This window comes from Streptomyces malaysiensis subsp. samsunensis (genome assembly GCF_024519315.1).
Taxonomy (GTDB): Bacteria; Actinomycetota; Actinomycetes; order Streptomycetales; family Streptomycetaceae; genus Streptomyces; species Streptomyces malaysiensis.
The window spans coordinates 74831-94847 of sequence record NZ_JANIIC010000015.1; the positions used below are offsets into that span (position 1 = coordinate 74831).

At 71.3% G+C, this 20017-nt stretch carries 17 protein-coding genes; 7 read left to right on the forward strand and 10 right to left on the reverse strand.

The window, feature by feature from the left end; all coding sequences use genetic code 11:
* The gene (locus tag NQU54_RS15360; protein WP_069867492.1) at positions 1-195 is read right to left on the reverse strand and encodes a hypothetical protein; all 195 of its coding nucleotides are present in this window, start codon (positions 193-195) and stop codon (positions 1-3) included.
* A gap of 198 nt (positions 196-393) precedes the next feature.
* Here NQU54_RS15360 and NQU54_RS15365 point away from each other — a divergent pair, with 198 nt between their 5' ends.
* From NQU54_RS15365 to NQU54_RS15390, 6 genes are all read left to right on the forward strand, one after another.
* Complete coding sequence (locus NQU54_RS15365) at positions 394-816, forward strand: ankyrin repeat domain-containing protein (RefSeq protein WP_069867491.1); 423 nt, start codon at positions 394-396, stop codon at positions 814-816.
* Positions 817-957: 141 nt separating this feature from the next.
* Positions 958-2238, forward strand: coding sequence for an ROK family transcriptional regulator (locus tag NQU54_RS15370; protein ID WP_257631543.1), 1281 nt, complete (start codon positions 958-960; stop codon positions 2236-2238).
* Between the two features lie 129 nt (positions 2239-2367).
* Positions 2368-3627, forward strand: a complete 1260-nt coding sequence (locus NQU54_RS15375) for an ROK family protein (protein WP_257631544.1) — start codon at positions 2368-2370, stop codon at positions 3625-3627.
* A 107-nt stretch (positions 3628-3734) separates the two neighbouring features.
* Positions 3735-4592 carry a glycoside hydrolase family 16 protein gene (locus NQU54_RS15380; RefSeq protein WP_257631545.1) on the forward strand — a complete coding sequence of 286 codons (858 nt, stop codon included), beginning with the start codon at positions 3735-3737 and terminating at the stop codon, positions 4590-4592.
* A gap of 295 nt (positions 4593-4887) precedes the next feature.
* The gene (locus NQU54_RS15385) at positions 4888-5196 is read left to right on the forward strand and encodes a hypothetical protein (protein ID WP_079259703.1); all 309 of its coding nucleotides are present in this window, start codon (positions 4888-4890) and stop codon (positions 5194-5196) included.
* 60 nt (positions 5197-5256) lie between these two features.
* Complete coding sequence (locus NQU54_RS15390) at positions 5257-5712, forward strand: peroxiredoxin (RefSeq protein ID WP_257631546.1); 456 nt, start codon at positions 5257-5259, stop codon at positions 5710-5712.
* A 450-nt stretch (positions 5713-6162) separates the two neighbouring features.
* Here the strand turns inward: NQU54_RS15390 and NQU54_RS15395 are convergent, their stop codons facing one another.
* Entirely contained in the window at positions 6163-9093 is a 2931-nt protein-coding gene (locus tag NQU54_RS15395) for a glycoside hydrolase family 2 TIM barrel-domain containing protein (protein ID WP_257631547.1), read from the reverse strand.
* 151 nt (positions 9094-9244) lie between these two features.
* Between NQU54_RS15395 and NQU54_RS15400 the strand changes: the two genes are divergently transcribed.
* Complete coding sequence (locus NQU54_RS15400; RefSeq protein WP_257631548.1) at positions 9245-9607, forward strand: DUF4180 domain-containing protein; 363 nt, start codon at positions 9245-9247, stop codon at positions 9605-9607.
* 52 nt (positions 9608-9659) lie between these two features.
* On the opposite strand, the gene NQU54_RS15405 is transcribed toward NQU54_RS15400, so the two are convergent.
* The 8 genes from NQU54_RS15405 to rhaI form a co-directional block, all read right to left on the reverse strand.
* Positions 9660-11261 (reverse strand): penicillin-binding transpeptidase domain-containing protein, encoded by a 1602-nt coding sequence (locus tag NQU54_RS15405; RefSeq protein WP_257631549.1) that lies wholly within the window; start codon positions 11259-11261, stop codon positions 9660-9662.
* 70 nt (positions 11262-11331) lie between these two features.
* Entirely contained in the window at positions 11332-11523 is a 192-nt protein-coding gene (locus tag NQU54_RS15410; protein ID WP_257631550.1) for a hypothetical protein, read from the reverse strand.
* Positions 11524-11713: 190 nt separating this feature from the next.
* Positions 11714-12406: a LutC/YkgG family protein gene (locus NQU54_RS15415; protein WP_257631603.1), complete on the reverse strand. Its 693-nt coding sequence runs from the start codon at positions 12404-12406 to the stop codon at positions 11714-11716.
* A gap of 143 nt (positions 12407-12549) precedes the next feature.
* Complete coding sequence (locus NQU54_RS15420; protein WP_257631604.1) at positions 12550-14019, reverse strand: lactate utilization protein B; 1470 nt, start codon at positions 14017-14019, stop codon at positions 12550-12552.
* Positions 14020-14048: 29 nt separating this feature from the next.
* Entirely contained in the window at positions 14049-14801 is a 753-nt protein-coding gene (locus NQU54_RS15425; RefSeq protein ID WP_257631551.1) for a (Fe-S)-binding protein, read from the reverse strand.
* The gene (locus tag NQU54_RS15430) at positions 14792-16333 is read right to left on the reverse strand and encodes a rhamnulokinase (protein WP_257631552.1); all 1542 of its coding nucleotides are present in this window, start codon (positions 16331-16333) and stop codon (positions 14792-14794) included. The genes NQU54_RS15425 and NQU54_RS15430 overlap by 10 nt, the downstream gene beginning before the upstream one ends.
* A gap of 225 nt (positions 16334-16558) precedes the next feature.
* Positions 16559-18598 carry a bifunctional aldolase/short-chain dehydrogenase gene (locus tag NQU54_RS15435; protein WP_257631553.1) on the reverse strand — a complete coding sequence of 680 codons (2040 nt, stop codon included), beginning with the start codon at positions 18596-18598 and terminating at the stop codon, positions 16559-16561.
* 228 nt (positions 18599-18826) lie between these two features.
* Entirely contained in the window at positions 18827-19987 is a 1161-nt protein-coding gene (gene rhaI / locus NQU54_RS15440) for an L-rhamnose isomerase (protein ID WP_257631554.1), read from the reverse strand.
* Between the last annotated feature and the right edge of the window lie 30 nt (positions 19988-20017).

Here is a 20017-nt window from a genome sequence, read left to right on the forward strand (position 1 = left end):
TCAGATCTTGATCCCACCCAGGAGACTGGCGAGGCTCGCGCCGCCCGCCTTGATGCTCGGAGCGATCGCGGTGGACGCGAGATAGAAGCCGAAGAGCGCGCAGATGATCGCGTGCGTTCCCTTCAGGCCGTCCTTGCGGAAGAAGATGAAGACGATGATGCCGAGCAGTACGACGCCGGAAATGGACAGGATCATCACGGTCTCCTGGCTGATGGGGGACGGTCAGTCACCATGAGGGGTTCCAGGATCACAGCATGTATCCGCCGGGCGAAAGGTGCAATTGGGTGGATTATCGGTGTAATCATCACCATGGAGGCGTGGCGCTCCGAGCCGACCGCCGTCCTTAGGGTGGGTGATCACATACCCAGGTAGCGAAGCCGGAGGCGACAGGCCATGACCGAATCGAACCCCGAGAGCGAGCCCGCACACGACCCGGAGGTGCTCCAGCTGGCGGCCAAGGTCTTCGACCTGGCCCGGCAGGGTGACACCGATACGCTCGCCGCCTATGTGGACGCGGGCGTCCCGGCCAACCTCACCAACGACAAGGGCGACTCCCTGCTCATGCTCGCGGCCTACTACGGCCATCCCGCGGCGGTGTCGGCCCTGTTGGAGCGCGGCGCCGACCCCAATCGGGTGAACGAACGGGGCCAGACGCCCATCGCCGGGGCCGCGTTCAAGGGTGAGGAGGAGGTGCTGAGGGTGCTGCTGGCCAAGGGTGCCGACCCTCGTGCCGGGTCGCCCTCGGCCGTCGAGACGGCGCGGATGTTCGGGCGGGAGGATCTGCTCGCGCTGTTCCGGGCCCCGGGTGCGGAGTAGCGGGGTATTGGGACGGCAGTCCCCATTGACCGTTCAAAAAGTGAAGCGCGAGACTTCATTCAGACCGTGAGTTAAGCGATGAAACCAGTCGGCGTCAAGAGCGGTCGCGTCAGGTAGGTTCGGGCAGGGGGAAGGAGCCCGATGGGTCAGATGAACCGACGGACCGTCCGCGACCTGCGGCGCGGCAACCGCTCGACGCTGCTGCGCCAGCTGTACTTCCAGGGCCCGGTGAGCCGTCAGGAACTGGGGACGCTCACCGGGCTCAGCTCGGGTTCGGTCAGCAATGTCGTCGGCGAACTGCTCGCCGACGGGCTGGTGGAGGAGGCCGGGTCCGTCGAGTCCGACGGCGGCCGCCCCCGTACGCTGCTGCGGGTCGCGCCGGGCAGCGGCCAGCTCATCGGGGTCGACGTCGGCGAGACCCATGTCCGCGTGGAGCTGTTCGACCTCACGCTGACCGAACTGGCCAGGTGGGAGCATCCGCTGACGCCCGGAGGGCTGGAGCGGGAGCCGGAGCCGGTCGTCGGCCACATCCTGACCGGCCTCGACGCGGTGGTCGCCAAGAGCGGCGCGGAGCCCGGGAAGGTCGTCGGCGTCGGGGTCGGTGTCCCCGGCGTCGTCGAACAGGGGGACGAGGCGCTCGTCCACGGCCCGACCGCCGGCCGGGACGCGGTGCCGCTGGAGCGGCTGCTGCGCACCGGCACCGAACTGCCGCTGTTCATCGACAACGGCGCCACCGCGCAGGGCCAGGCCGAGATGTGGTTCGGGGCGGGCCGCGGCGCGGACAACGCGGTGATCGCCTTGATCGGCTCCGGGGTCGGCGCCGCCATCGTGACGGCCGGGATGCCGTACCGCGGCGCGACCAGCAGCGCGGGGGAGTGGGGACATACGGTCGTCCAGGTCGGCGGGCGCGCCTGCCGGTGCGGCGCGGTCGGCTGTCTGGAGGCGTACGTCGGGGCGCAGGCGGTGCTCGACCGCTACGGGCGCCGGGCGGGCGGCGTGTACGGGGGCGCCGAGGAGGACGCGGCCGCCGCCGGTGCCGCCGCCGGTGCCGCCGCCGGTGTCGGTGCCTGTCTCGGTGCCGGTGAGGACCAGCAGGCCGCGTTCGCCGCGATCGTCGGGGCCGCCGGAACCGAGGCGTGGGCGCGCGAGGTGCTGGAGGAGACCGCCGCCTACCTCGGCGCCGGTATCGCCGATCTGATCAATCTCTTCAACCCGGAGCGGATCATCCTCGGCGGCTGGGCCGGGCTGCTCCTCGGCGGCCGGATGCTCCCCAGGATCCGGGCCGCCACCGCCGCGTACGCCCTGCACCGGCCGTACGCACAGACCGAGATCGGCCTTGCCGAACTGGGTCCCGACGCGGTGGCGCTGGGCGCGGCCACGCTTCCGCTGGCGCACTTCCTCGCCACCGGCAGAGCCCGCTGAGGGTTCGACTTCTGTCGGTTCAGGGGGAGTTGGGCCGGAGCCCGCCTCAAATTCTTTGATGCAAGAAGGTCCAGACCTATTGACATGCATCGAACAGGGCTGGACATTGTGTCTCCCCGGAGGTGACCGATGACGGCCCAGGCGCAGGCAGCCCAGCCCTCGCTGCGCACCACCGTGCGCAATCCGCGGCGCGTCAGCCGCTCAGCACTGCTGTGGACGCTGTACCTCCGCGCTCCGCTCACCCGTCAGGAACTCGTCCGCCATACGGAGCTCAGCGCCACCACCGTGAACGCGGTCATCGGCGAACTGATCGCCGAAGGCGTCGTCACCGAGGTGGAACCGGACCCCGGCGCCGGGGTCCGGCGGACCCGGGCCCGCTTACGGCTGGTTCCCGAGCACCGGTACGTCATCGGCGTCGACATCGCCGATACCCGGGTGCGCGTCGGGCTGTTCGACCTCGCCCGCACCCAACGGGCCGGTGTCAGCTACCCGTTGCCCTCGGACGGGTACGACGCCCGGATCGTCGTCGGCCGTATCCTCACCGGCCTCGACGCCGTCGTCGAGGCGGCCGGCATCCCCCAGGGGCACATCGTCGGCATCGGCATCGGCGTGTCGGTCACCGGCTGGGACGCCGTCCCCCTGGAAGGGCTGCTGCGCACCGGTACCGCGCTGCCCCTGCACATCGACAGCGCCGCCGAGGCCATGGGCCGGGCCGAGATGTGGTTCGGCGCCGGACGCGGTGTCCAGCACGCCGTCGTGGCGCTCATCGGCTCCGGTGTCGGCGCGAGCGTCATCACCCACGGCGCCTCCTACCGGGGCGCCACCAACAGCGCGGGCCAGTGGGGCCACACCACCGTCCAGGCCGGGGGCCGCAGCTGCCGGTGCGGCGCCCGCGGCTGTCTGGAGGCGTACGTCGGCGCCGACGCGGTCCTGGAGCGCTTCCGCCAGGCCCGGCGCGGCCGCATAGCCCCCGGCGCGGACAAGGAGTCCGCGTTCGCCGCGCTGCTCGCGGCCGCCGACACCTCGACCGCCGCACAGCGCGTCCTGGAGGAGGCGGCGGTGTACCTGGGCGCCGGAATCGCCAACCTCGTCAATCTCTTCAACCCCCAGCGGATCATCCTCGGTGGCTGGGCCGGGCTGCTGTTCGGCGCCCGTATGCTGCCCCGGATCCGCGAGACGGTCGCCGCGCAGGCGCTGCGCCGGCCGTACGCCCACACCGACATCGGGCTGTGCGGGCTCGGCCCCCACGCCGTGGCGCTCGGCGCCGCCGCCCTGCCCGTCCGCCACTTCCTCACCGAGGGCGCGCAGCGTGCCGCCCGCCGCCCGGCCACCACCCCCCGAGGAGCGCGGACGCGCGCCGCCCCTACCACCCGTATGCCGGTGCCCTAGCACCCGTGGACCCCGGCCGCGGCCAGCTGCCGGAGCCCCACCTTCCCCCCCCACCGGACCGGCACCCAGCCGGTCCCATCCCCCACACAGGAAGGCACCACCGTTCGATGAGAAAAACCGTGCGCAACACCGTGATCGGTCTGCTCTCCGCGACCGCGCTCGCCGCCACTCCCTGGTTGACCGCCCCGGCCACGGCCACGACCACCCCCCAGGCGAAAGCCGCCGCGGCCGAGTTCACCGACAACTTCGACGGCGCGGCGGGCAGCGCGGTCGACGGCTCCAAGTGGGGCCTGGAGACCGGTGACAACGTCAACAACCACGAGCGGCAGTACTACACCGACGGCAACAAGAACGCGGCGCTGGACGGCAACGGCAACCTTGTCATCACCGCCCGCAAGGAGAACCCGGCCAACTACAACTGCTGGTACGGCCAGTGTGAGTACACCTCCGCGCGGCTGAACACCGCGCAGAAGTTCACCACCGCCTCCGGCCATGTCGAGGCCCGGATGAAGCTGCCCCAGGGCCAGGGCATGTGGCCCGCCTTCTGGATGCTCGGCGACGACATCGGCAGCGCGGGCTGGCCCAACTGCGGTGAGATAGACATCATGGAGAACGTGGGCTTCGAGCCCAGCACCGTCCACGGCACCCTGCACGGCCCCGGCTACTCCGGCGAGGGCGGCATCGGCGCCGGCTACACCCTGCCCGACGGCGGCAAGTTCTCCGACGGCTTCCACACCTTCGCCATCGACTGGTCGCCCAACAAGATCACCTGGTCCGTCGACGGCAACGTCTACCAGACCCGCACCCCCTCGGACCTCAACGGCAACCGCTGGGTCTTCGACCACCCCTTCTACATCATCCTCAACCTGGCCGTCGGCGGTTACTGGCCCGGCGACCCGGACGGCAACACCTCCTTCCCGCAGCAGCTGGTCGTCGACTACGTCAAGGTGACGGGCGGCAGCTGACGTCTGCTGCCGATGTGGAAGCCCACTGAGCGGTGGCTTCGCTGGTCAGCATGGGGCGGACCGCCTCCGGGACCACCGCGACGAGGGCTTCCACATCGGCCCCCGGGGTGAACCAGCCGCCCGGCACGACCGGGGGACGGACGCCGCCGAAGACGACGAACGGACCGTCGTACGTGGCCCGGTCGGGGGCGGGCGAGCGGCTACGGGGATGGGCCTCGATGCGGAGTCGGTCCTCGTTCGGCCCTCCGCACCCGTATGATTGGTATCCACTCCCATGTACGGAGTTGGGGGCCAGATGACTGCCACGTGGTGGCTTATGCAAGGTGAGGCCGCGGTCGGCGAGTTGCGGCAGTACGGGGTCGACCAGCCCGTTTTTCTGTGTCACTTCACGCCGGGACCGGCCTGGGAGGCCGTCCGGGAACAGTTCGAGGCGTGGTCCGCGCTGCGTGGACCGGACCCCGACGGCAGCCGTACTGCCAAGGTCATCCGGTCCATCATGGACCTCGGACTGCGGCTTGTGCCCACCGACGACAGCCCGTCGATGGCGCTGTTCACCGAATGCATCCTGCGCATCGACGGCCATACCGCCCGGTTGCGCTATTGACTCGGCGGCTCGTGAGGAGTCCGTGCGGCAGGGGCTGGGATCGCCCGGTAGCGTGCGGTCATGAACATCGGTGATGTGGTCGAGGACTTCGAACTGCCGGATGAGACCGGCGCTGTCCGTTCGCTCAGTGGGCTGTTGGTGGACGGTCCGGTGGTGCTGTTCTTCTATCCGGCGGCCTTCACCCCCGGCTGTACCAAACAGGCGTGTCACTTCCGGGACATCGCGGCGGAGTTCAAGGCGCTCGGCGCCCAGCCGGTCGGGATCAGCGCCGATTCGGTCGAGAAGCAGGCGGAGTTCGCCCATGCGTACTCCTTCGGCTATCCGCTGCTGTCGGACCCGGAGGGGACCGTGCGGGCGCGGTTCGGGGTGAAGCGGGGGATCGCGGCGGTGCCGACCAAGCGGGTCACCTTTGTGATTGATACCGATCGCAAGGTGCTGGAGATCGTCAAGAGTGAGTTTCGGATGGGTGTGCACGCGGATCGGGCAATTGAGGCTTTGCGCGGCAGAAGCGCGTAAGGCCGCGGGACGCGGGGGTCCTTCCCCACCCCGCCCCTCCCCGAAACCGGGGCCCAGCCCCGGCCCCCACCGGGGCTCCGCCCCACCCCCCACTCCGGGGCTCCGCCCCCGAGCCCCCGCTTGGGTTCCGCCCCGGACGCCCCTTCGGGGGCTGCGCCCCCGGCCCCCGCCGGAGCTTCACCTCAGCCCCTTTCGGGGGCTTCGCCCCCCAACCCCCGCCGAGGGCTGCGTCCCAGACTCCGTTCGCGGGGCTCCGTCCCCCGACCCCGCCGAACCCAGCCCCGCCCCTTGGGCTGTCCCTGGTGGGCTCGCTACGGGGGCATGGGCCGGGGCCGCGATTGCTATGCGTTCGGGGCGGGTCGAGGGGCTGCCGTCGCGCTTGTTTGGGGGGTGGGGGCGTACGGTCGGGTTGGGTGTTGGGGGGCGGCCCGACCGTACGTAACCGTCGGGTCAGGTCAGCCGCGAGAAGGTGAACGAGAACTCCGCGGACGTCGCGTTCAGGCGGTGTTCGGCCAGCACTCCCGGGCCGCAGGACTGGCTGCCGATGCCGTGCTGGCCGTGGTCCAGGTTCAGCCACACCGTGTCGTTCGACGGGTCGAGATCCGGTGTGTGCTCGGCCGCGTCGAGCTGCTCGGTGGTCCAGCGGCGCGCGGTGAACCAGAAGGCCGGGTCGCCCTCGATCCGGACCCCCGAGCCGTCGGGCGCGGTCAGCCGCGCCCAGCGGACGTCGATCCGGGCGCCGTTCTCCTGGGGGCGGACGTATGGCGTCTGGAGTTCGTCCACCGGCAGCGCCCACCGCCCCACCCGGGCGGCCGTGCGGGTGTCCGGGTACGCCTCGCCGGGGCCGCCGCCGAACCACTCGGCGTCGCCCAGTGCCGCCGGGACCCCGAGCCGCAGGCCCAGGCGCGGCAGTGGGCAGGGCCACTCGCCCAGCGGGGTGACGGAGACGGCCAGGCTCAGCCGTCCGGCCGCGTCGGCGGTCCAGCGGTAGACCGTCTCCAGGCCGATGTCCACGGCGGCGGGCGCGACACGGGTACGGACGGTCAGCGCACCGTCCGGTGTCGTCTCCACCGCGTCGGTGCGGTGCCGCACCCGATGCAGGCCGAGCCGGCGCCAGATGACGCCCCAGCGCTCGTCCGGCTGCCAGGACGCGCCGTTGTCGTTGTCGGTGGGCGCGCGCCAGATGTCCAGGCGGGGCGGCTCGGTGACGGGGAGCCCGCCGAGGGACGTCAGGGCGCCGGTGGCCGCGTCGAAGACGCCGGGGCCGAGCACGATCCGGTCGCCTTCGCGGCGCGGCGCCTCCCCGGAGGCGAGGGCGCGCGCCCCGGCGCCAGGGGCGGTGGCGGGGAGCTGGGCCCAGGCCACCGTATGGCCCGCCTCCGCCCACGCCGTCGCGGCCGCGAGCCGCGCCTCGACGGTCCACCAGGTCTCCGCCCCCGCCTCGGCGCCGGGCGGCGGGGCCGGGAGCTTCAGCTCGACGGACTCGCCCGGGGGCAGCGGCGGCACCGTCAGTTCACCCGAGCCGATCGCCTCGCCCTCGGCCTCATAGGTCCAGGTGAAGGCTAGATGGGATAGATCGGCGAAGTCGTGGCCGTTCGTGATCCGGACCGTGCCATCCGCCTCGTCGCCCTCGATCCGCACCGGCTCGATGACCTTCTTGTACTCGATCAAGCCGGGGGAGGGGGTGCGGTCGGGGAAGACCAGCCCGTCGCATACGAAGTTCCCGTCGTGCAGCTCTTCGCCGAAGTCCCCGCCGTACACATGGTAGAAGCGGCCGTCGGGGGCGCGCCGGGTGAAGCCGTGGTCGATCCACTCCCACACGAAACCGCCCTGGCAGCGCTCATGCGCCTCGAAGAGCCGCTGGTACTCGCTCAGCCCGCCAGGACCGTTGCCCATGGCGTGGGCGTATTCGCACTGGATGAACGGCAGCGCCCGGCGCTTCGCGTCCAGCTCCGGATCGCTCCACGGCGGCTCGGTGCGCCGGCCGATCAGGTCGACCTCCTCGTGCGGCGCGTACATCCGTGAGTAGACGTCCGTGTCGGCGCAGGAGTGGTCGCCCTCGTAGTGGATCACCCGGGACGGGTCGCGCTCCCGGATCCAGTCGGCCATGGCGGACAGCCCGCGCCCCGTGCCGCACTCATTGCCCAGCGACCACATCACCACGGCCGGGTGGTTCTTGTCCCGCTCGACCATCCGCTCGGCGCGGTCGAGCAGCGCCGGGGTCCAGCGGTCGTCGTCCACCGGGTTGTTCCGCCAGTCCAGCACGCCGAAGCCATGGGTCTCCAGATCGCATTCGTCGATGACCCACAGCCCCAGCTCGTCGCAGAGCCCGAGGAAGGCCGGATGCGGCGGATAGTGGCTGGTGCGCACGGCGTTGATGTTGTGCCGCTTCATCAGCACCAGATCGCGGCGCATGGTCGCGAGGTCCACGGCCCGCCCGTTTTCCGGGTGGAACTCATGCCGGTTGACGCCACGGAAGAGCACCCGCCGGCCGTTGACCTTGAGCAGCCCGTCCTCGATCACCACGGTACGGAACCCCACGCGCAGCGAGACGCTCTCGCCCACCGTGGTCAGCCACGCCTCGTACAGCCGGGGCGTCTCCGCCGTCCACGGCTCGACGGGGACGGTGGCGCTCTCCCCGGTGGCCAGGTCGAGCCCCAGCTCGGGGACGGTGATCCGGCCGCCGGGGTCGGAGTCGATCCGCAGGGTGCCCTCGCCGGTGGTGTGGTCGTACGAGGCGTGGACGAAGTAGTCGGCGAGCGAGCCCTCGGGGCGGTGCTCCAGCGTCACCTCGCGGAAGATGCCGGGCAGCCACCACTGGTCCTGGTCCTCGAGATAGCTTCCGGAGGACCACTGGTGGACGCGGACGGCCAGCACGTTCCCCGACGGCTCGAGCAGACCCCCGACCGGGAACTCATGCGGCAGCCGGCTGCCCTTGAAGGTGCCGAGCTCCTCGCCGTTGAGCCAGACCCGGGCGCAGGATTCGACGCCCTCGAAGCGCAGCACCGCGTCCCCGCCGTCCGGCCAGTCGCGGGGCAGGTCGAAGACGCGCAGATGGTCGCCGGTCGGGTTCTCGGCGGGGACGTGCGGCGGGTCCACCGGGAAGGGGTAGCGCACATTGGTGTAGATCGGCGCCCCGTGGCCGTGCAGCACCCAGTGGCCGGGCACCGGGATCTCGTCCCAGCCGCGGGCGTCGTAGCCGGGGCGGGCGAAGGCGTCGTCCTCGGTGGTGGCGGTCGGTGACAGCCGGAAGGACCACGTCCCGTTCAGGCTCAGCCGCGCGGCGTCGGAGGACGGGGTCCAGGGTCGGGGCGGCAGCGTTCCCGCGCCGGGGGAGACGTCCTCGTAGTAGGGCAGTGGCGTGTGCTGCGTGGAGCTCATCGTTCTCCTCGGTCAGCCCTTGATACCGGTCTGTGCCACACCCTGCACCAGTCGGCGCCGGAGGGACACGAAGACCACCGAAGACGAGGACAAGTGGCGGGACTCGTAATGCCGTCGACCGCGCCCGTGTGCGGCAATTAGCCTGGCCGCCATGAGCGACCTGCGAACGATCCATGACGTCCCCGTCCTGATGTGCGCCGCCGACGGCGAGACCATCGGCGCCGAACGCGACGCGCTGGATCTCATCGGCAACGCCTCGTACCAGGGTGCCCAGTGGGTCGTGGTCCCGGCCGAGCGGTTCGACGAGGCGTTCTTCCGGCTGAGCACGCGCGTCGCCGGGGACATCGTCCAGAAGTTCGTCACCTACCGGATGGGGCTGGTCGTCCTCGGTGACATCTCCCGCCATACGGAGGGCAGTTCGGCGCTGCGGGACTTCGTCCGTGAGTGCAACCGGGGGCGGCAGACGTGGTTCCTGGCGGACGTCGAGGAGCTGCGGGAGCGGCTCAAGAGCTGATCGGCCGAAGTGCTCAGCGGCCGAGGCACCGACGGGGAACTCGGGGGAGGGGTCAGCCCGCTTCGAGTACGGCGCGGACGACCGGCCCGGCGGCGTCCCCGCCGTGCCCACCGCCGGTGACCACGGCGGCGGCCGCCACATCGTTCCGATAGGCGGTGAACCAGGCGTTGGTCTTGGGCTGGCCGTCGATCTCGGCCGAACCCGTCTTGGCGCCTATGTCACCGGTGAGCCCGGACATCGCGCGGGCGGCGGTGCCGCTGGTCGCGGTCAGCCGCATCATGGCCTTGAGCTGCGACACGGTGGCCGGGCTGAGGCTGCGGTCGCTGGTGGCGATCTCCCGGTGGTCCACGGAGCGCGGCACGATGACGGGCTGTTTGAAGGTGCCGGTCCGGGCGGTGGCCGTGACGGAGGCGATGGTGAGCGGATTCATCTGGACCGCGCCCTGGCCGATCATGGCGGCGGCCTTGTCGTCGCCACTTCCGCCCGGCACCTCGCCGTCGAAGGTGGTGACGCCCACCCGCCAGTTCAGCCCGAGCCCGAACACGGTGCGCGCCTCCTGGGCCAGCGCGCCATCGGGCACGGCTCCGGCGAGCGAGACGAACGCGGTGTTGCAGGACGCCGCGAAGTCCTGTGCGAAGGTGGCGCCGGGGTTCGCGCTCCCCTCGACGTTGTGGAACGTCATGCCCTGTGCGTACGCCGCCGTCCTCGGGCAGGGCACCGGGCGGCTCGGGCTGACCGTGCCCGCCTCCAGCAGGGTGGCCGCGGTGACTATCTTGAACGTCGACCCCGGCGCCGTCTGCCCCTGCAACGCGGCGTTGAACTCGGCCTGATCGGAGTTGGCCACCGCCAGGATCTCGCCGGTGCTGGGTTCGAGCGCCACCACGGAGGCGCCGTCGCGGGTGGCCACCGCCTTCTCCGCGCTCTTCTGCACCCCGGCGTCGAGTGTGGTGCGCAGCGTGCCCGGGGTGCCCTTCGTCACCACATGAAGCGTCGCCCCGGAGGTGCCGTCGGGCTTGACCGCCGCCACCTCCACCCGCGCCGTGCCGCCCGCGTCCGCCCCGTATCTCGCGCGCAGCGCGATCAGCACCGGGTCGAGCGAGGGGTAGCGGCCCTGCCGCAGCTCCTTGCCGTCGCGGTCCAGCACCCGCACCGGTGGATTGTCGGCCAGGTCCGTCCGCAGGGACTCATCGGCGCCCAGTCGGGGATGGAGGACGGAGGGCCTCCAGTCGACCAGCGGCTTCTTGGTCGTCCGGCCGCGCACCACGGTCAGCCGCGACTCATACGTCCAGCTCGATCGGGCCTTGCCGAAGGTCACCTCGGCCTTGACGGTGAACGGCACCGTGGTGCCCCGCGCCGCGCCCGGGGTGGTCGTCACCCTCTTCACATGGCCGTCGTCGCGATAGCCGCTCAGCGCGCCGATGGCCGACTCGGCGTCATTGGTGAGTCCGGCGGCGAGCATGTCATTGCCGTCCGCCCATGCGTCCAGGAACTCCCGCGCGGTCCGCCGGGTCTCGTCCGCGGTCACCGGACCGTCATGGGCCGCGGTGGTGTCGCCGCCGGTCACGCCCGTGTAGAGGTTGTATCCGCCGTATCCGGCGATCCCCAGGAGCCCCGTTAAGACCGCCCCGAAGACGACCTTCCCCACCGCCCGCATGGCGTCCCCCCGATGTTCAACTGTGACCGCTTTTCAGCTGTGGTCGGCTTGTGCGCCGCCCAGTCGCCGCTCAGGCGGCCTTCTCCACCTCGCAGCGCAGCGCCCGGGTGTAGACCTTCAGCAACCGGCTGTACTCGGCCCGCTCCGAAGGCCGCAGTGCCCGGCCCGCCCGGGCCCGCAGAAAGACGCGAATCGCCTCGTTGGCCTGATCGGTGGAGGAGGTGGTCAGTAAGCCGGGTTGTTGAGTAGGAGTCGGACGCATGCCATAAGACTAGATGCCCCTACCGACAACGGCACCGGCGTAAACCGCCCAACAGCGGTGTTACCGCCGGTATGTGAGGAACGCCGCATCGTCCGCACGGGTGTTCCCCCTCCATGCCCCCATGGCATATGCCCCGCCACGGCCGGGGTATGCCTCCTGGAGCCCACGGTGCTCGGCAGCCGCTTCTCCATCAGCTCCGACCAGCGGTTTGCGGCCCGACGAGGATCACTTCGAGAGTGCGGGGGCCGTGGACGCCTTCGACGCGGTCGAGTTCGATATCGCTGGTCGCGGACGGGCCCGAGATCCAGGTCAACGGGCGGGCCGGGTCGAGGCGTTCGAGCGCCTCCGGGACGGAACCCACGACCTGGTCCGGGACGCGGATCACACAGATGTGGTGGTCGGGCACCAGGGTGATATGGCGTCGTCCCTGGTCGGGGGCGGCGTCCAGGACCACCGTGCCGGTCTCCGCGATGGCCACCGCGCAGGCCGTCACCACGCTGGAGACCGCGTCCAGGTCGTGCGGAGTCAGCTCCGCCGCGTCCGGAACCCGGCGCACCGCGTCGGGGACGTCGGACAGCCAGGAGGCGGGGAGGCCCGGGGGCACGGCCACGCTGGTCGCGCCGCGGTCGGCGAGGAGACGGGCGATCAGGGCCGGGAGGGACGGGGCGCCAGGGGCGCCGGGGGCCTCGGGGGCGCCGGTGTGGTCGGGGGTGTCGGCGCGGTGGACGATCGCGCGGTAGTCGGCCAGGTGCTCCGCGAGGAGGTCCACGGTCTCGGCGGAGCCGCGGTCGCCGTGGACGCGGTGGTAGGTGCGCTCGACCGGCACCTCACCGGGCGTCTCGGCGCGCGGCACATCGGCCAGGGCGCGGCGGATGCGGGCCATGACCAGGGCACGGGAGCCGAGGCCGGGGGCACCTGGGGCGTGGGGGCCGGGGTCCTGGGTGCTCCGCGTGCCGGGGGCGTGGGCGCCCTGGGCGCCGGGGTTGCCGGGGTCGTCGGGGTTCCGGGAGCCGGGGTCTCGCGGGGTCATGTGGTCTTCCTTCCCTCCGTGCGGCTCCCGCCCCGGGTGCGCTGCCACCAGTCGCGGAACGACTCCTCCGGCACGCTCGGCAGCTCACGCGTATCGCTCCACGCCCGCCCGGGACCGGGCAGCCGGCGCGGATGGAAGCGGCGGGTGCGGGAGGCCAGGCGCTGGCCGGTGCGCAGCACCAGGGGGTGGTCCAGGGCCCAGCGGGCGGCGCGCATCGCGGCACGCTCGGCGGCGTGGCCCTTGGCGGGTTTGATGACCGCACGGGTGCCGCGGACGGAGGCGGGCCCGCCCTCGACCACGCGCTCACGCAGATGGACCAGGACCTCCGGGATGTCGATGGCCACCGGGCACACCTCGTAGCACGCCCCGCACAGGGACGACGCGTACGGCAGCGAGGCGTCCACCTCGCTCTGGGTGCCGCGCAGTTGGGGGGTGAGGATCGCGCCGATCGGCCCCGGATACGCCGATCCGTAGGCGTGGCCGCCCGCCCGCTCGTACACCGGGCACACATTGAGACACGCCGAGCAGCGGATGCAGCGCAGCGCCTGGCGGCCCACGGTGTCGGCGAGGGTGTCGGTGCGGCCGTTGTCCAGCAGCACCAGATGGAAGGTGCTCGGCCCGTCCGCGTCCGTGGTGCCGGTCCAGGTGGAGGTGTACGGGTTCATCCGCTCGGCGGTCGAGGAGCGGGGCAGGAGCTGGAGGAAGACCTCCAGGTCCTGGAAGGTGGGGACGATCTTCTCGATGCCCACGACGGAGATCAGCGTCTCGGGGAGGGTCAGGCACATCCGCCCGTTGCCCTCGGATTCCACGACCACGAGTGTGCCGGTCTCCGCGACCATGAAGTTGGCGCCGGAGATCCCCACCTTGGCGTTCAGGAACTTCTCGCGGAGGTGTAGCCGCGCGGCCTCCGCCAGGTCGGCGGGCGCGTCGGTCAGCCCCTCCGGGGCCGGGCGGCCCCACTGGGCCATCTTCGCCGCGAAGATGTCGCGGATCTCGCCCCGGTTGCGGTGGATCGCGGGCACGAGGATGTGGGAGGGGAGGTCGTCGCCGAGCTGCACGATCAGCTCGGCGAGATCGGTCTCGTACGCCGTGATCCCGGCCGTGGCGAGCGCGTTGTTCAGACCGATCTCCTGCGTGGCCATCGACTTGACCTTGACGACCTCGCGTTCGCCCGTCGCCCGCACCAGCTCCGTGACGATGCGGTTCGCCTCGTCCGCGTCCGCCGCCCAGTGCACATGGCCACCGGCCGCCGTGACCGCGCTCTCCAGCCGCTCCAGATAGTGGTCGAGATGGCGCAGCGTACGGTCCTTGATGGCCGCGCCCGCGGCGCGCAGCCGCGACCAGTCGTCCAGTTCGGCCACCGCCGAGGCGCGCTTGGCGCGGATGGTGTGCGTGGCGTGGCGGAGGTTGGCGCGCAGCTGGGTGTTGCGGGTCGAGGCGTCGGCGGCCGTCGGGAAGGCGGGCATCCCGAGGTAGGTGGCCTGATGGGGTGCGTTCACCAGACGTCTCCTTCCGTGCTGGCCAGGATCTCGGCGAGGTGGATGGGACGGACCGTGGATCCCTGGCGGGCGAGTGTGCCGCCGATGTGCATCTGGCAGGAGTTGTCGAGCGTGCACACGGCCTCGGCGCCGGTCGCCGTGATGTTGCGCGCCTTGTCCGCCCCCATGGCCGCCGAGACCGCCGCGTTCTTGACGGCGAACGTACCGCCGAAGCCGCAGCACTCCTCGGCGCCCGGCAGCTCCACCAGGTTCAGCCCCCGCACGGCGGCGAGGAGCGAGCGCGGGCGGTCGCCGAGCCGCAGCATCCGCAGCCCGTGGCAGGTGGGGTGGTAGGTCACGGTGTGCGGGTAGTACGCACCGACATCGGTGACCTTCAGGACGTCGGTGAGGAATTCGGTGAGCTCGTACGTCTTGGGGACGGCCTCGGCCGCCGCCTCCGCGAGCTCCTGGCCGCGCCCCTCGGCGGCGGCCTTGGCACCCATCCGGGGGTAGTTGTCGCGCACCATCGCCGCGCACGACCCCGAGGGGGTCACCACGTATTCATAGTCCCGGAACGCCCTGGCGTAGCGGAGCAGCAGCGGTTCGGTCTGGTGGCGGTAGCCGGTGTTGAACTGCGGCTGGCCGCAGCAGCTCTGCCCGTCCGGGAAGCCGACCTCCACACCGAGCCGTTCGAGGAGCGTGACCACGGCCTGGCCGGTGCGTGGATAGAGGGTGTCGTTGACGCAGGTGATGAAGAGCGCTACGCGCACGGTTCCTCCTCGTCGCCCTGGCCGGTGGCGGCCCCTGTGACCTGCGCGTCCCCCAACCGGGCGGCTGCCCGGTCCCACGCCGAATGATCACCTGTGGGCTCATACTGCCTCAGCGGCTGGGTGCTGTGAAGCAGCGCGCGCAAGTCGGTCAGACCACCGGTGATCGCTCCGGCCGTCCGGGCCTGGACCAGTACGTTTCCCAGGGCCGCCGCCTCGGCCGGGCCCGCGACGACGGGGAGTCCGCAGGCGTCGGCGGTGAGCTGGCACAACAGTGTGTTGTGCACCCCGCCGCCGACGATGTGCACGGTGCGGACCGTACGGCCGGACAGACGGGTGGCGTCCTCGATCGCCCGGCGGTGTGCCAGGGCCAGGGAGTCCAGGACGCAGCGGGTGGTCTCGGCCGGGGTGCGGGGGACGGGCTGGCCGGTGCGGCGGCAGGCGTCGGCGATGCGGTCGGGCATATGGTCCGGGGCGATGAAGGCGGGGTCGCCGGCGTCGACCACGGAGCGGAGGGGGGTGGCTCGGGCCGCCTCTTGGAGCAGCGCGGTGAGGTCCGTGCCGGCGCCTCGGGTGTGCTCGGCGTTCCAGGTGCGGACGCACTCCTGGAGCATCCACAGGCCCATGATGTTGCGCAGGTAGCGGACCGTGCCGTCCACGCCCAGCTCGTTCGTGAAGTTCGCCGCGCGGCTCGCCTCCGTGAGCACCGGCGCGTCCAGTTCGAGCCCGGCGAGGGACCAGGTGCCGGTGGCGATGTACGCGAAGTCGGGTGTGGTGGCCGGGACGCCGACGACGGCGGACGCGGTGTCGTGCGAGCCGACGGCGGTTACGGGGACGGGGCCGGCGAGCCCCGTTTCGGCGAGGACTTCCGGGCGCAGGGTTCCGGCGGGGTCGCCCGGGTGGCGCAGCGGCGGGAAGAGCGACAGATCGATGCCCAGGGCCGCTGCCACGGGGGTGGCCCAGCCGCGGGTACGGGGGTCGATCAGCTGGGTGGTGGACGCGTTCGTCAGTTCGGTGCCGAGCTCGCCGGTCAGCCAGTACGAGATGAGGTCGGGGATGAGGAGGAGGCGGTGGGCGGCGGTGCGGGCGGAGGTGCCCTGGGCCGCCATGAGCTGGTAGATGGTGTTGAAGGGGAGGTGCTGGATGCCGGTGGCGGCGTAGAGGGCCCGGGGCGGGAGCGCCGCCGCGACCCTCTCGGCGGCGCCGGTGGTGCGGGTGTCGCGGTAGTGCACGGGGTTGGCGAGCAGGGTGCCGTCGGCGGCCAGCAGTCCGTAGTCCACGGCCCAGGTGTCGATGCCGATGCTGGTCAGGCGGTTGTGCGCGGTGTGCGCCGCGGCCGCGTTCAGCCCTTCGAGCACGCCCTGGTACAGGGACAGGACGTTCCAGTGCAGGGTGCCCAGGACGCGGGTGGGCTGGTTGGGGAAGCGGTGCGCCTCGTGGAGGGTCAGCCGGTCGGGGGCGACCTCGCCGACGATGACGCGGCCGCTGGACGCACCGAGGTCCACGGCGGCGAAGCAGTGTTCTGTGGTGGGCACGTGGACCTCGTGGTGGGTGGGGCGCGTGGGTGGTTGCTGTGGTTCGTACGGGCGGGGGCCGGGGCCTCCGGGGCGGGGCCCTGGACCGTATATTTACGGCGCCGACGGCCGTTGAGCGTTGGGTTGGCCGGAGATTGGCGCCACAAATACGCCCCTGGCCTTCGGCATGGGGAACCCCGAGCGTCCAGGACCCCACCCCTGCGACCCCGTCCCCTCACGCGCGTGTCAGCGCAGGAACGCCGCCGCGACCCCCGCGTCGACCGGGATGTGCAGACCCGTGGTGTGGGTCAGATCGCCGCCCACGAGTGCGAAGACCGCGTTCGCCACATGGGCCGGGAGTACTTCGCGCTTGAGCAGGGTGCGCTGGGCGTAGAACTCGCCCAGCTTCTCTTCGGGGACGCCGTAGACCGCCGCGCGCTGTGCGCCCCAGCCGCCTGCGAAGATGCCGCTGCCCTGGACGACGCCATCGGGGTTCACACCGTTGACACGGATGCCGTGCTCGCCCAATTCGGCGGCGAGGAGGCGGACTTGGTGGGCCTGGTCGGCCTTGATGGCGGAGTACGCGATGTTGTTCGGGCCCGCGAACACCGCGTTCTTGGAGGTGATGTACACGATGTCACCGCCCATGTTCTGGGCGATGAATGTCTTTGCGGCCTCGCGGGATGCCAGGAAGCTGCCTCGCGCCATGATGTCGTGCTGGAGGTCCCAGTCCTCGGTGGTTGTTTCGAGGAGGGGCTTGGAGATGCTGATCCCGGCGTTGTTGATGAGGATGTCCACGCCGCCGAAGTCCAGCGCGGCTTGGGCGAATGCCGACTTGATCTGTTGTTCCGAGGTGACGTCGGCGGTTACGGCGGTGGCCTTGTCCGGGCCGCCCAGTTCTTGTGCGACGGCCGTGGCCGAGTCCGCGTTGTTATCCGCGACCACTACGCATGCGCCCTCGGCCACGAGGCGGTGGGCGATCGCCTTGCCGATGCCTGAGCCCGCGCCGGTCACCAGGGCGATACGGGTCGCGAGGGGCTTCGGCTGCGGCATGCGCCGGAGCTTGGCCTCTTCGAGCGCCCAGTACTCGATGCGGAACTTCTCCGACTCCTCGATGGGGGAGTAGGTGGAGACGGCTTCCGCACCGCGCATGACATTGATCGCGTTGATGTAGAACTCGCCCGCCACGCGGGCTGTTTGCTTGTCCTTGCCGTAGCTGAACATGCCGATGCCGGGTATCAGCACGATGGCGGGGTCCGCGCCGCGCATGGCGGGGGAGTCTGGAGTGGCGTGGCGTTCGTAGTAGGCCGCGTAGTCGGTGCGGTACTCGGCGTGGAGCTCCTTGAGACGGGTGATCGTCTCGTCCAGGGGCGTATCCGGGGGAAGGTCGAGGACCAGGGGGCGGACCTTCGTACGGAGGAAGTGGTCCGGGCAGGAGGTGCCGAGGGCCGCGAGGCGTGGGTGTTCGGCGCGGGAGATGAAGTCCAGGACGGTGCCGGAGTCCGTGAAGTGGCCGACCTGGGGGCGGTCCGTGGAGGCCAGACCGCGGATCACGGGAGCCAGGGCGGCGGCTCGGGCGCGACGCTCGGACTCGGGCGGGGTGGGGTGGATGACCGGGCCGAACGGATCCGCCTTGCCGCGTGTGGTGAGGAACTCCTCGGCGGTGCGGATGATGCGGAGGGAGTTCGCCTCGCATTCGGCGGAGGTGGCGCCCCAGGCGGTGATGCCGTGGCCGCCGAGGACGCAGCCGATGGCCTGCGGATTGGCCTTCTTGACGGCGGCGATGTCCAGGCCCAGCTGGAAGCCGGGGCGGCGCCAGGGCACCCACACGACGCGGTTGCCGAAACACTCCTTGGTGAGCGCCTCACCGTCGGCCGCGCAGGCGAGGGCGATACCGGAGTCGGGGTGGAGGTGGTCGACATGGGCGGCGTCGACCAGGCCGTGCATGGCGGTGTCGATGGACGGCGCGGCGCCACCCTTGCCATGCAGGCAGTAGTCGAAGGCCGCGACCATCTCGTCCTCGCGCTCCACCCCCGGGTAGACCCCGGTGAGGGCCCGGAGCCGGTCCAGACGGAGCGCGGCGAGGCCGGAGTGGGTGAGCGTACCCAGATCGCCACCGGAGCCCTTGACCCACATCAACTCGACGTCCCGCCCCGTGACGGGATCGATCGCCGTGCCCTTGGCGGAGGTGTTCCCGCCCGCGTAGTTGGTATTGCGAGGATCGGCGCCCAAGCGATGCGAACGCTCCAGCAGCGCGGCCGCCTCGGAGTGAGGTTCTGCGGTCATGTCGTCCTCATGGTGTCAGTGGCCCTGTCTCAGCGAATGCGATGAAGCGAGGCGCGCCCCCCGCGCAAGTCCGCCCCGGGGGCGGACCCGGGCCCGGGGCGGCCGGTCGGGCGAATGTGGCGCCCCGGGGGTTTGGGGGCGGAGCCCCCGCCGGGGTTCGGGGCGGAGCCCCGAGGGGGGCCGGGGGCTCCGCCCCCGGTTTTCCGGGAAGCACACGGCGCCAAGGCGCTACGCGCCCCACCCCGCCTGCCGTCCCCCCACCCGCTCCGCCACGATCCGCTCCGCCCACCCCGAGTCCCGGTACGCCCCCATCGGGTCGGGGTCGATGCCCAGTTCCTCGCGGACCTCGGCGAGCAGCGGCCGTACGTCGGTGTTGTACGCGTCCATCAGGACCGCGTTGGCACCGAGGACGTCCCCGCCGCGCTGGGCCGCCGCGAGGGCGTCGCGGTCGACCAGGAGCGCCTTGGCCGTGGCCTCCTGGACGTTCATGACGGAGCGGATGATCGCCGGGATCTTGGGCTCGATGTTGTGGCACTGGTCGAGCATGAAGGCGACCCCCGAGGTCAGCCCGCCGCCGCGGACCACCTCGTACATGATGCGGAAGAGCTGGAAGGGGTCGGCGGCGCCCACCATCAGGTCGTCGTCCGCGTAGAAGCGGGAGTTGAAGTCGAAGGCGCCGAGCTTCTTCTCGCGCAGGAGGAGGGCGACGATGAACTCGATGTTGGTGCCGGGGGCGTGGTGGCCGGTGTCCACGCAGACCTGGGCCTTGGGCCCCAGCTTGAGGCAGTGGGCGTAGGCGGTGCCCCAGTCGGGCACGTCCGTGGCGTAGAAGGCGGGCTCGAAGAACTTGTACTCCAGCAGCATGCGCTGCTCCTCGCCGAGCCGCTCGTAGACGGCGCTCAGCGCCTCGGCGAGGCGGTCCTGACGGGCCGCGATGTCATCCTGCCCGGGATAGTTCGTGCCGTCGGAGAACCAGAGCTTGAGATCGCGGGAGCCGGTGGCGTCCATGATGTCGACGCACTCCAGGAGGTGGTCCAGCGCCTTGCGGCGGACCGCGGGGTCGGGATGGGTGACCGAGCCCAGCTTGTAGTCGTCGTCCTGGAAGACGTTGGAGTTGATGGCGCCCAGTTTCAGTCCGCGTTCCTCCGCGTATTTGGCGAGCGCCCCGTAGTCCTCCACCGTGTCCCAGGGGATGTGGAGGGCGACGGTGGGTGCCACTCCGGTGAAGGTGTGCACCTGGGCGGCGTCGTCCAGCTTTTCCTGGGGGGAGCGCGGCACACCGGGCTGGGCGAAGACCTTGAAGCGGGTTCCGGAGTTGCCGTACGCCCATGACGGCGTCTCGACCGCCTGGCTCTTGAGGGCCGCCTTCACGGCTGGAACGTCAGACATGAATCTCCTTCATGAAACGATTCAAGAAAC

Coding starts and splice junctions, on each gene's coding strand:
- NQU54_RS15375 (WP_257631544.1), top strand. CDS start 2,368: ATGACGGCCCAGGCGCAGGCAGCCCAGCCCTCGCTGCGCACCACCGTG.
- NQU54_RS15360 (WP_069867492.1), bottom strand. CDS start 195: ATGATCCTGTCCATTTCCGGCGTCGTACTGCTCGGCATCATCGTCTTC.
- NQU54_RS15405 (WP_257631549.1), bottom strand. CDS start 11,261: ATGCGGGCGGTGGGGAAGGTCGTCTTCGGGGCGGTCTTAACGGGGCTC.
- rhaI (WP_257631554.1), bottom strand. CDS start 19,987: ATGTCTGACGTTCCAGCCGTGAAGGCGGCCCTCAAGAGCCAGGCGGTC.
- NQU54_RS15420 (WP_257631604.1), bottom strand. CDS start 14,019: ATGCCCGCCTTCCCGACGGCCGCCGACGCCTCGACCCGCAACACCCAG.
- NQU54_RS15410 (WP_257631550.1), bottom strand. CDS start 11,523: ATGCGTCCGACTCCTACTCAACAACCCGGCTTACTGACCACCTCCTCC.
- NQU54_RS15400 (WP_257631548.1), top strand. CDS start 9,245: ATGAGCGACCTGCGAACGATCCATGACGTCCCCGTCCTGATGTGCGCC.
- NQU54_RS15370 (WP_257631543.1), top strand. CDS start 958: ATGGGTCAGATGAACCGACGGACCGTCCGCGACCTGCGGCGCGGCAAC.
- NQU54_RS15395 (WP_257631547.1), bottom strand. CDS start 9,093: ATGAGCTCCACGCAGCACACGCCACTGCCCTACTACGAGGACGTCTCC.
- NQU54_RS15380 (WP_257631545.1), top strand. CDS start 3,735: ATGAGAAAAACCGTGCGCAACACCGTGATCGGTCTGCTCTCCGCGACC.
- NQU54_RS15390 (WP_257631546.1), top strand. CDS start 5,257: ATGAACATCGGTGATGTGGTCGAGGACTTCGAACTGCCGGATGAGACC.
- NQU54_RS15365 (WP_069867491.1), top strand. CDS start 394: ATGACCGAATCGAACCCCGAGAGCGAGCCCGCACACGACCCGGAGGTG.
- NQU54_RS15435 (WP_257631553.1), bottom strand. CDS start 18,598: ATGACCGCAGAACCTCACTCCGAGGCGGCCGCGCTGCTGGAGCGTTCG.
- NQU54_RS15385 (WP_079259703.1), top strand. CDS start 4,888: ATGACTGCCACGTGGTGGCTTATGCAAGGTGAGGCCGCGGTCGGCGAG.
- NQU54_RS15415 (WP_257631603.1), bottom strand. CDS start 12,406: ATGGCCCGCATCCGCCGCGCCCTGGCCGATGTGCCGCGCGCCGAGACG.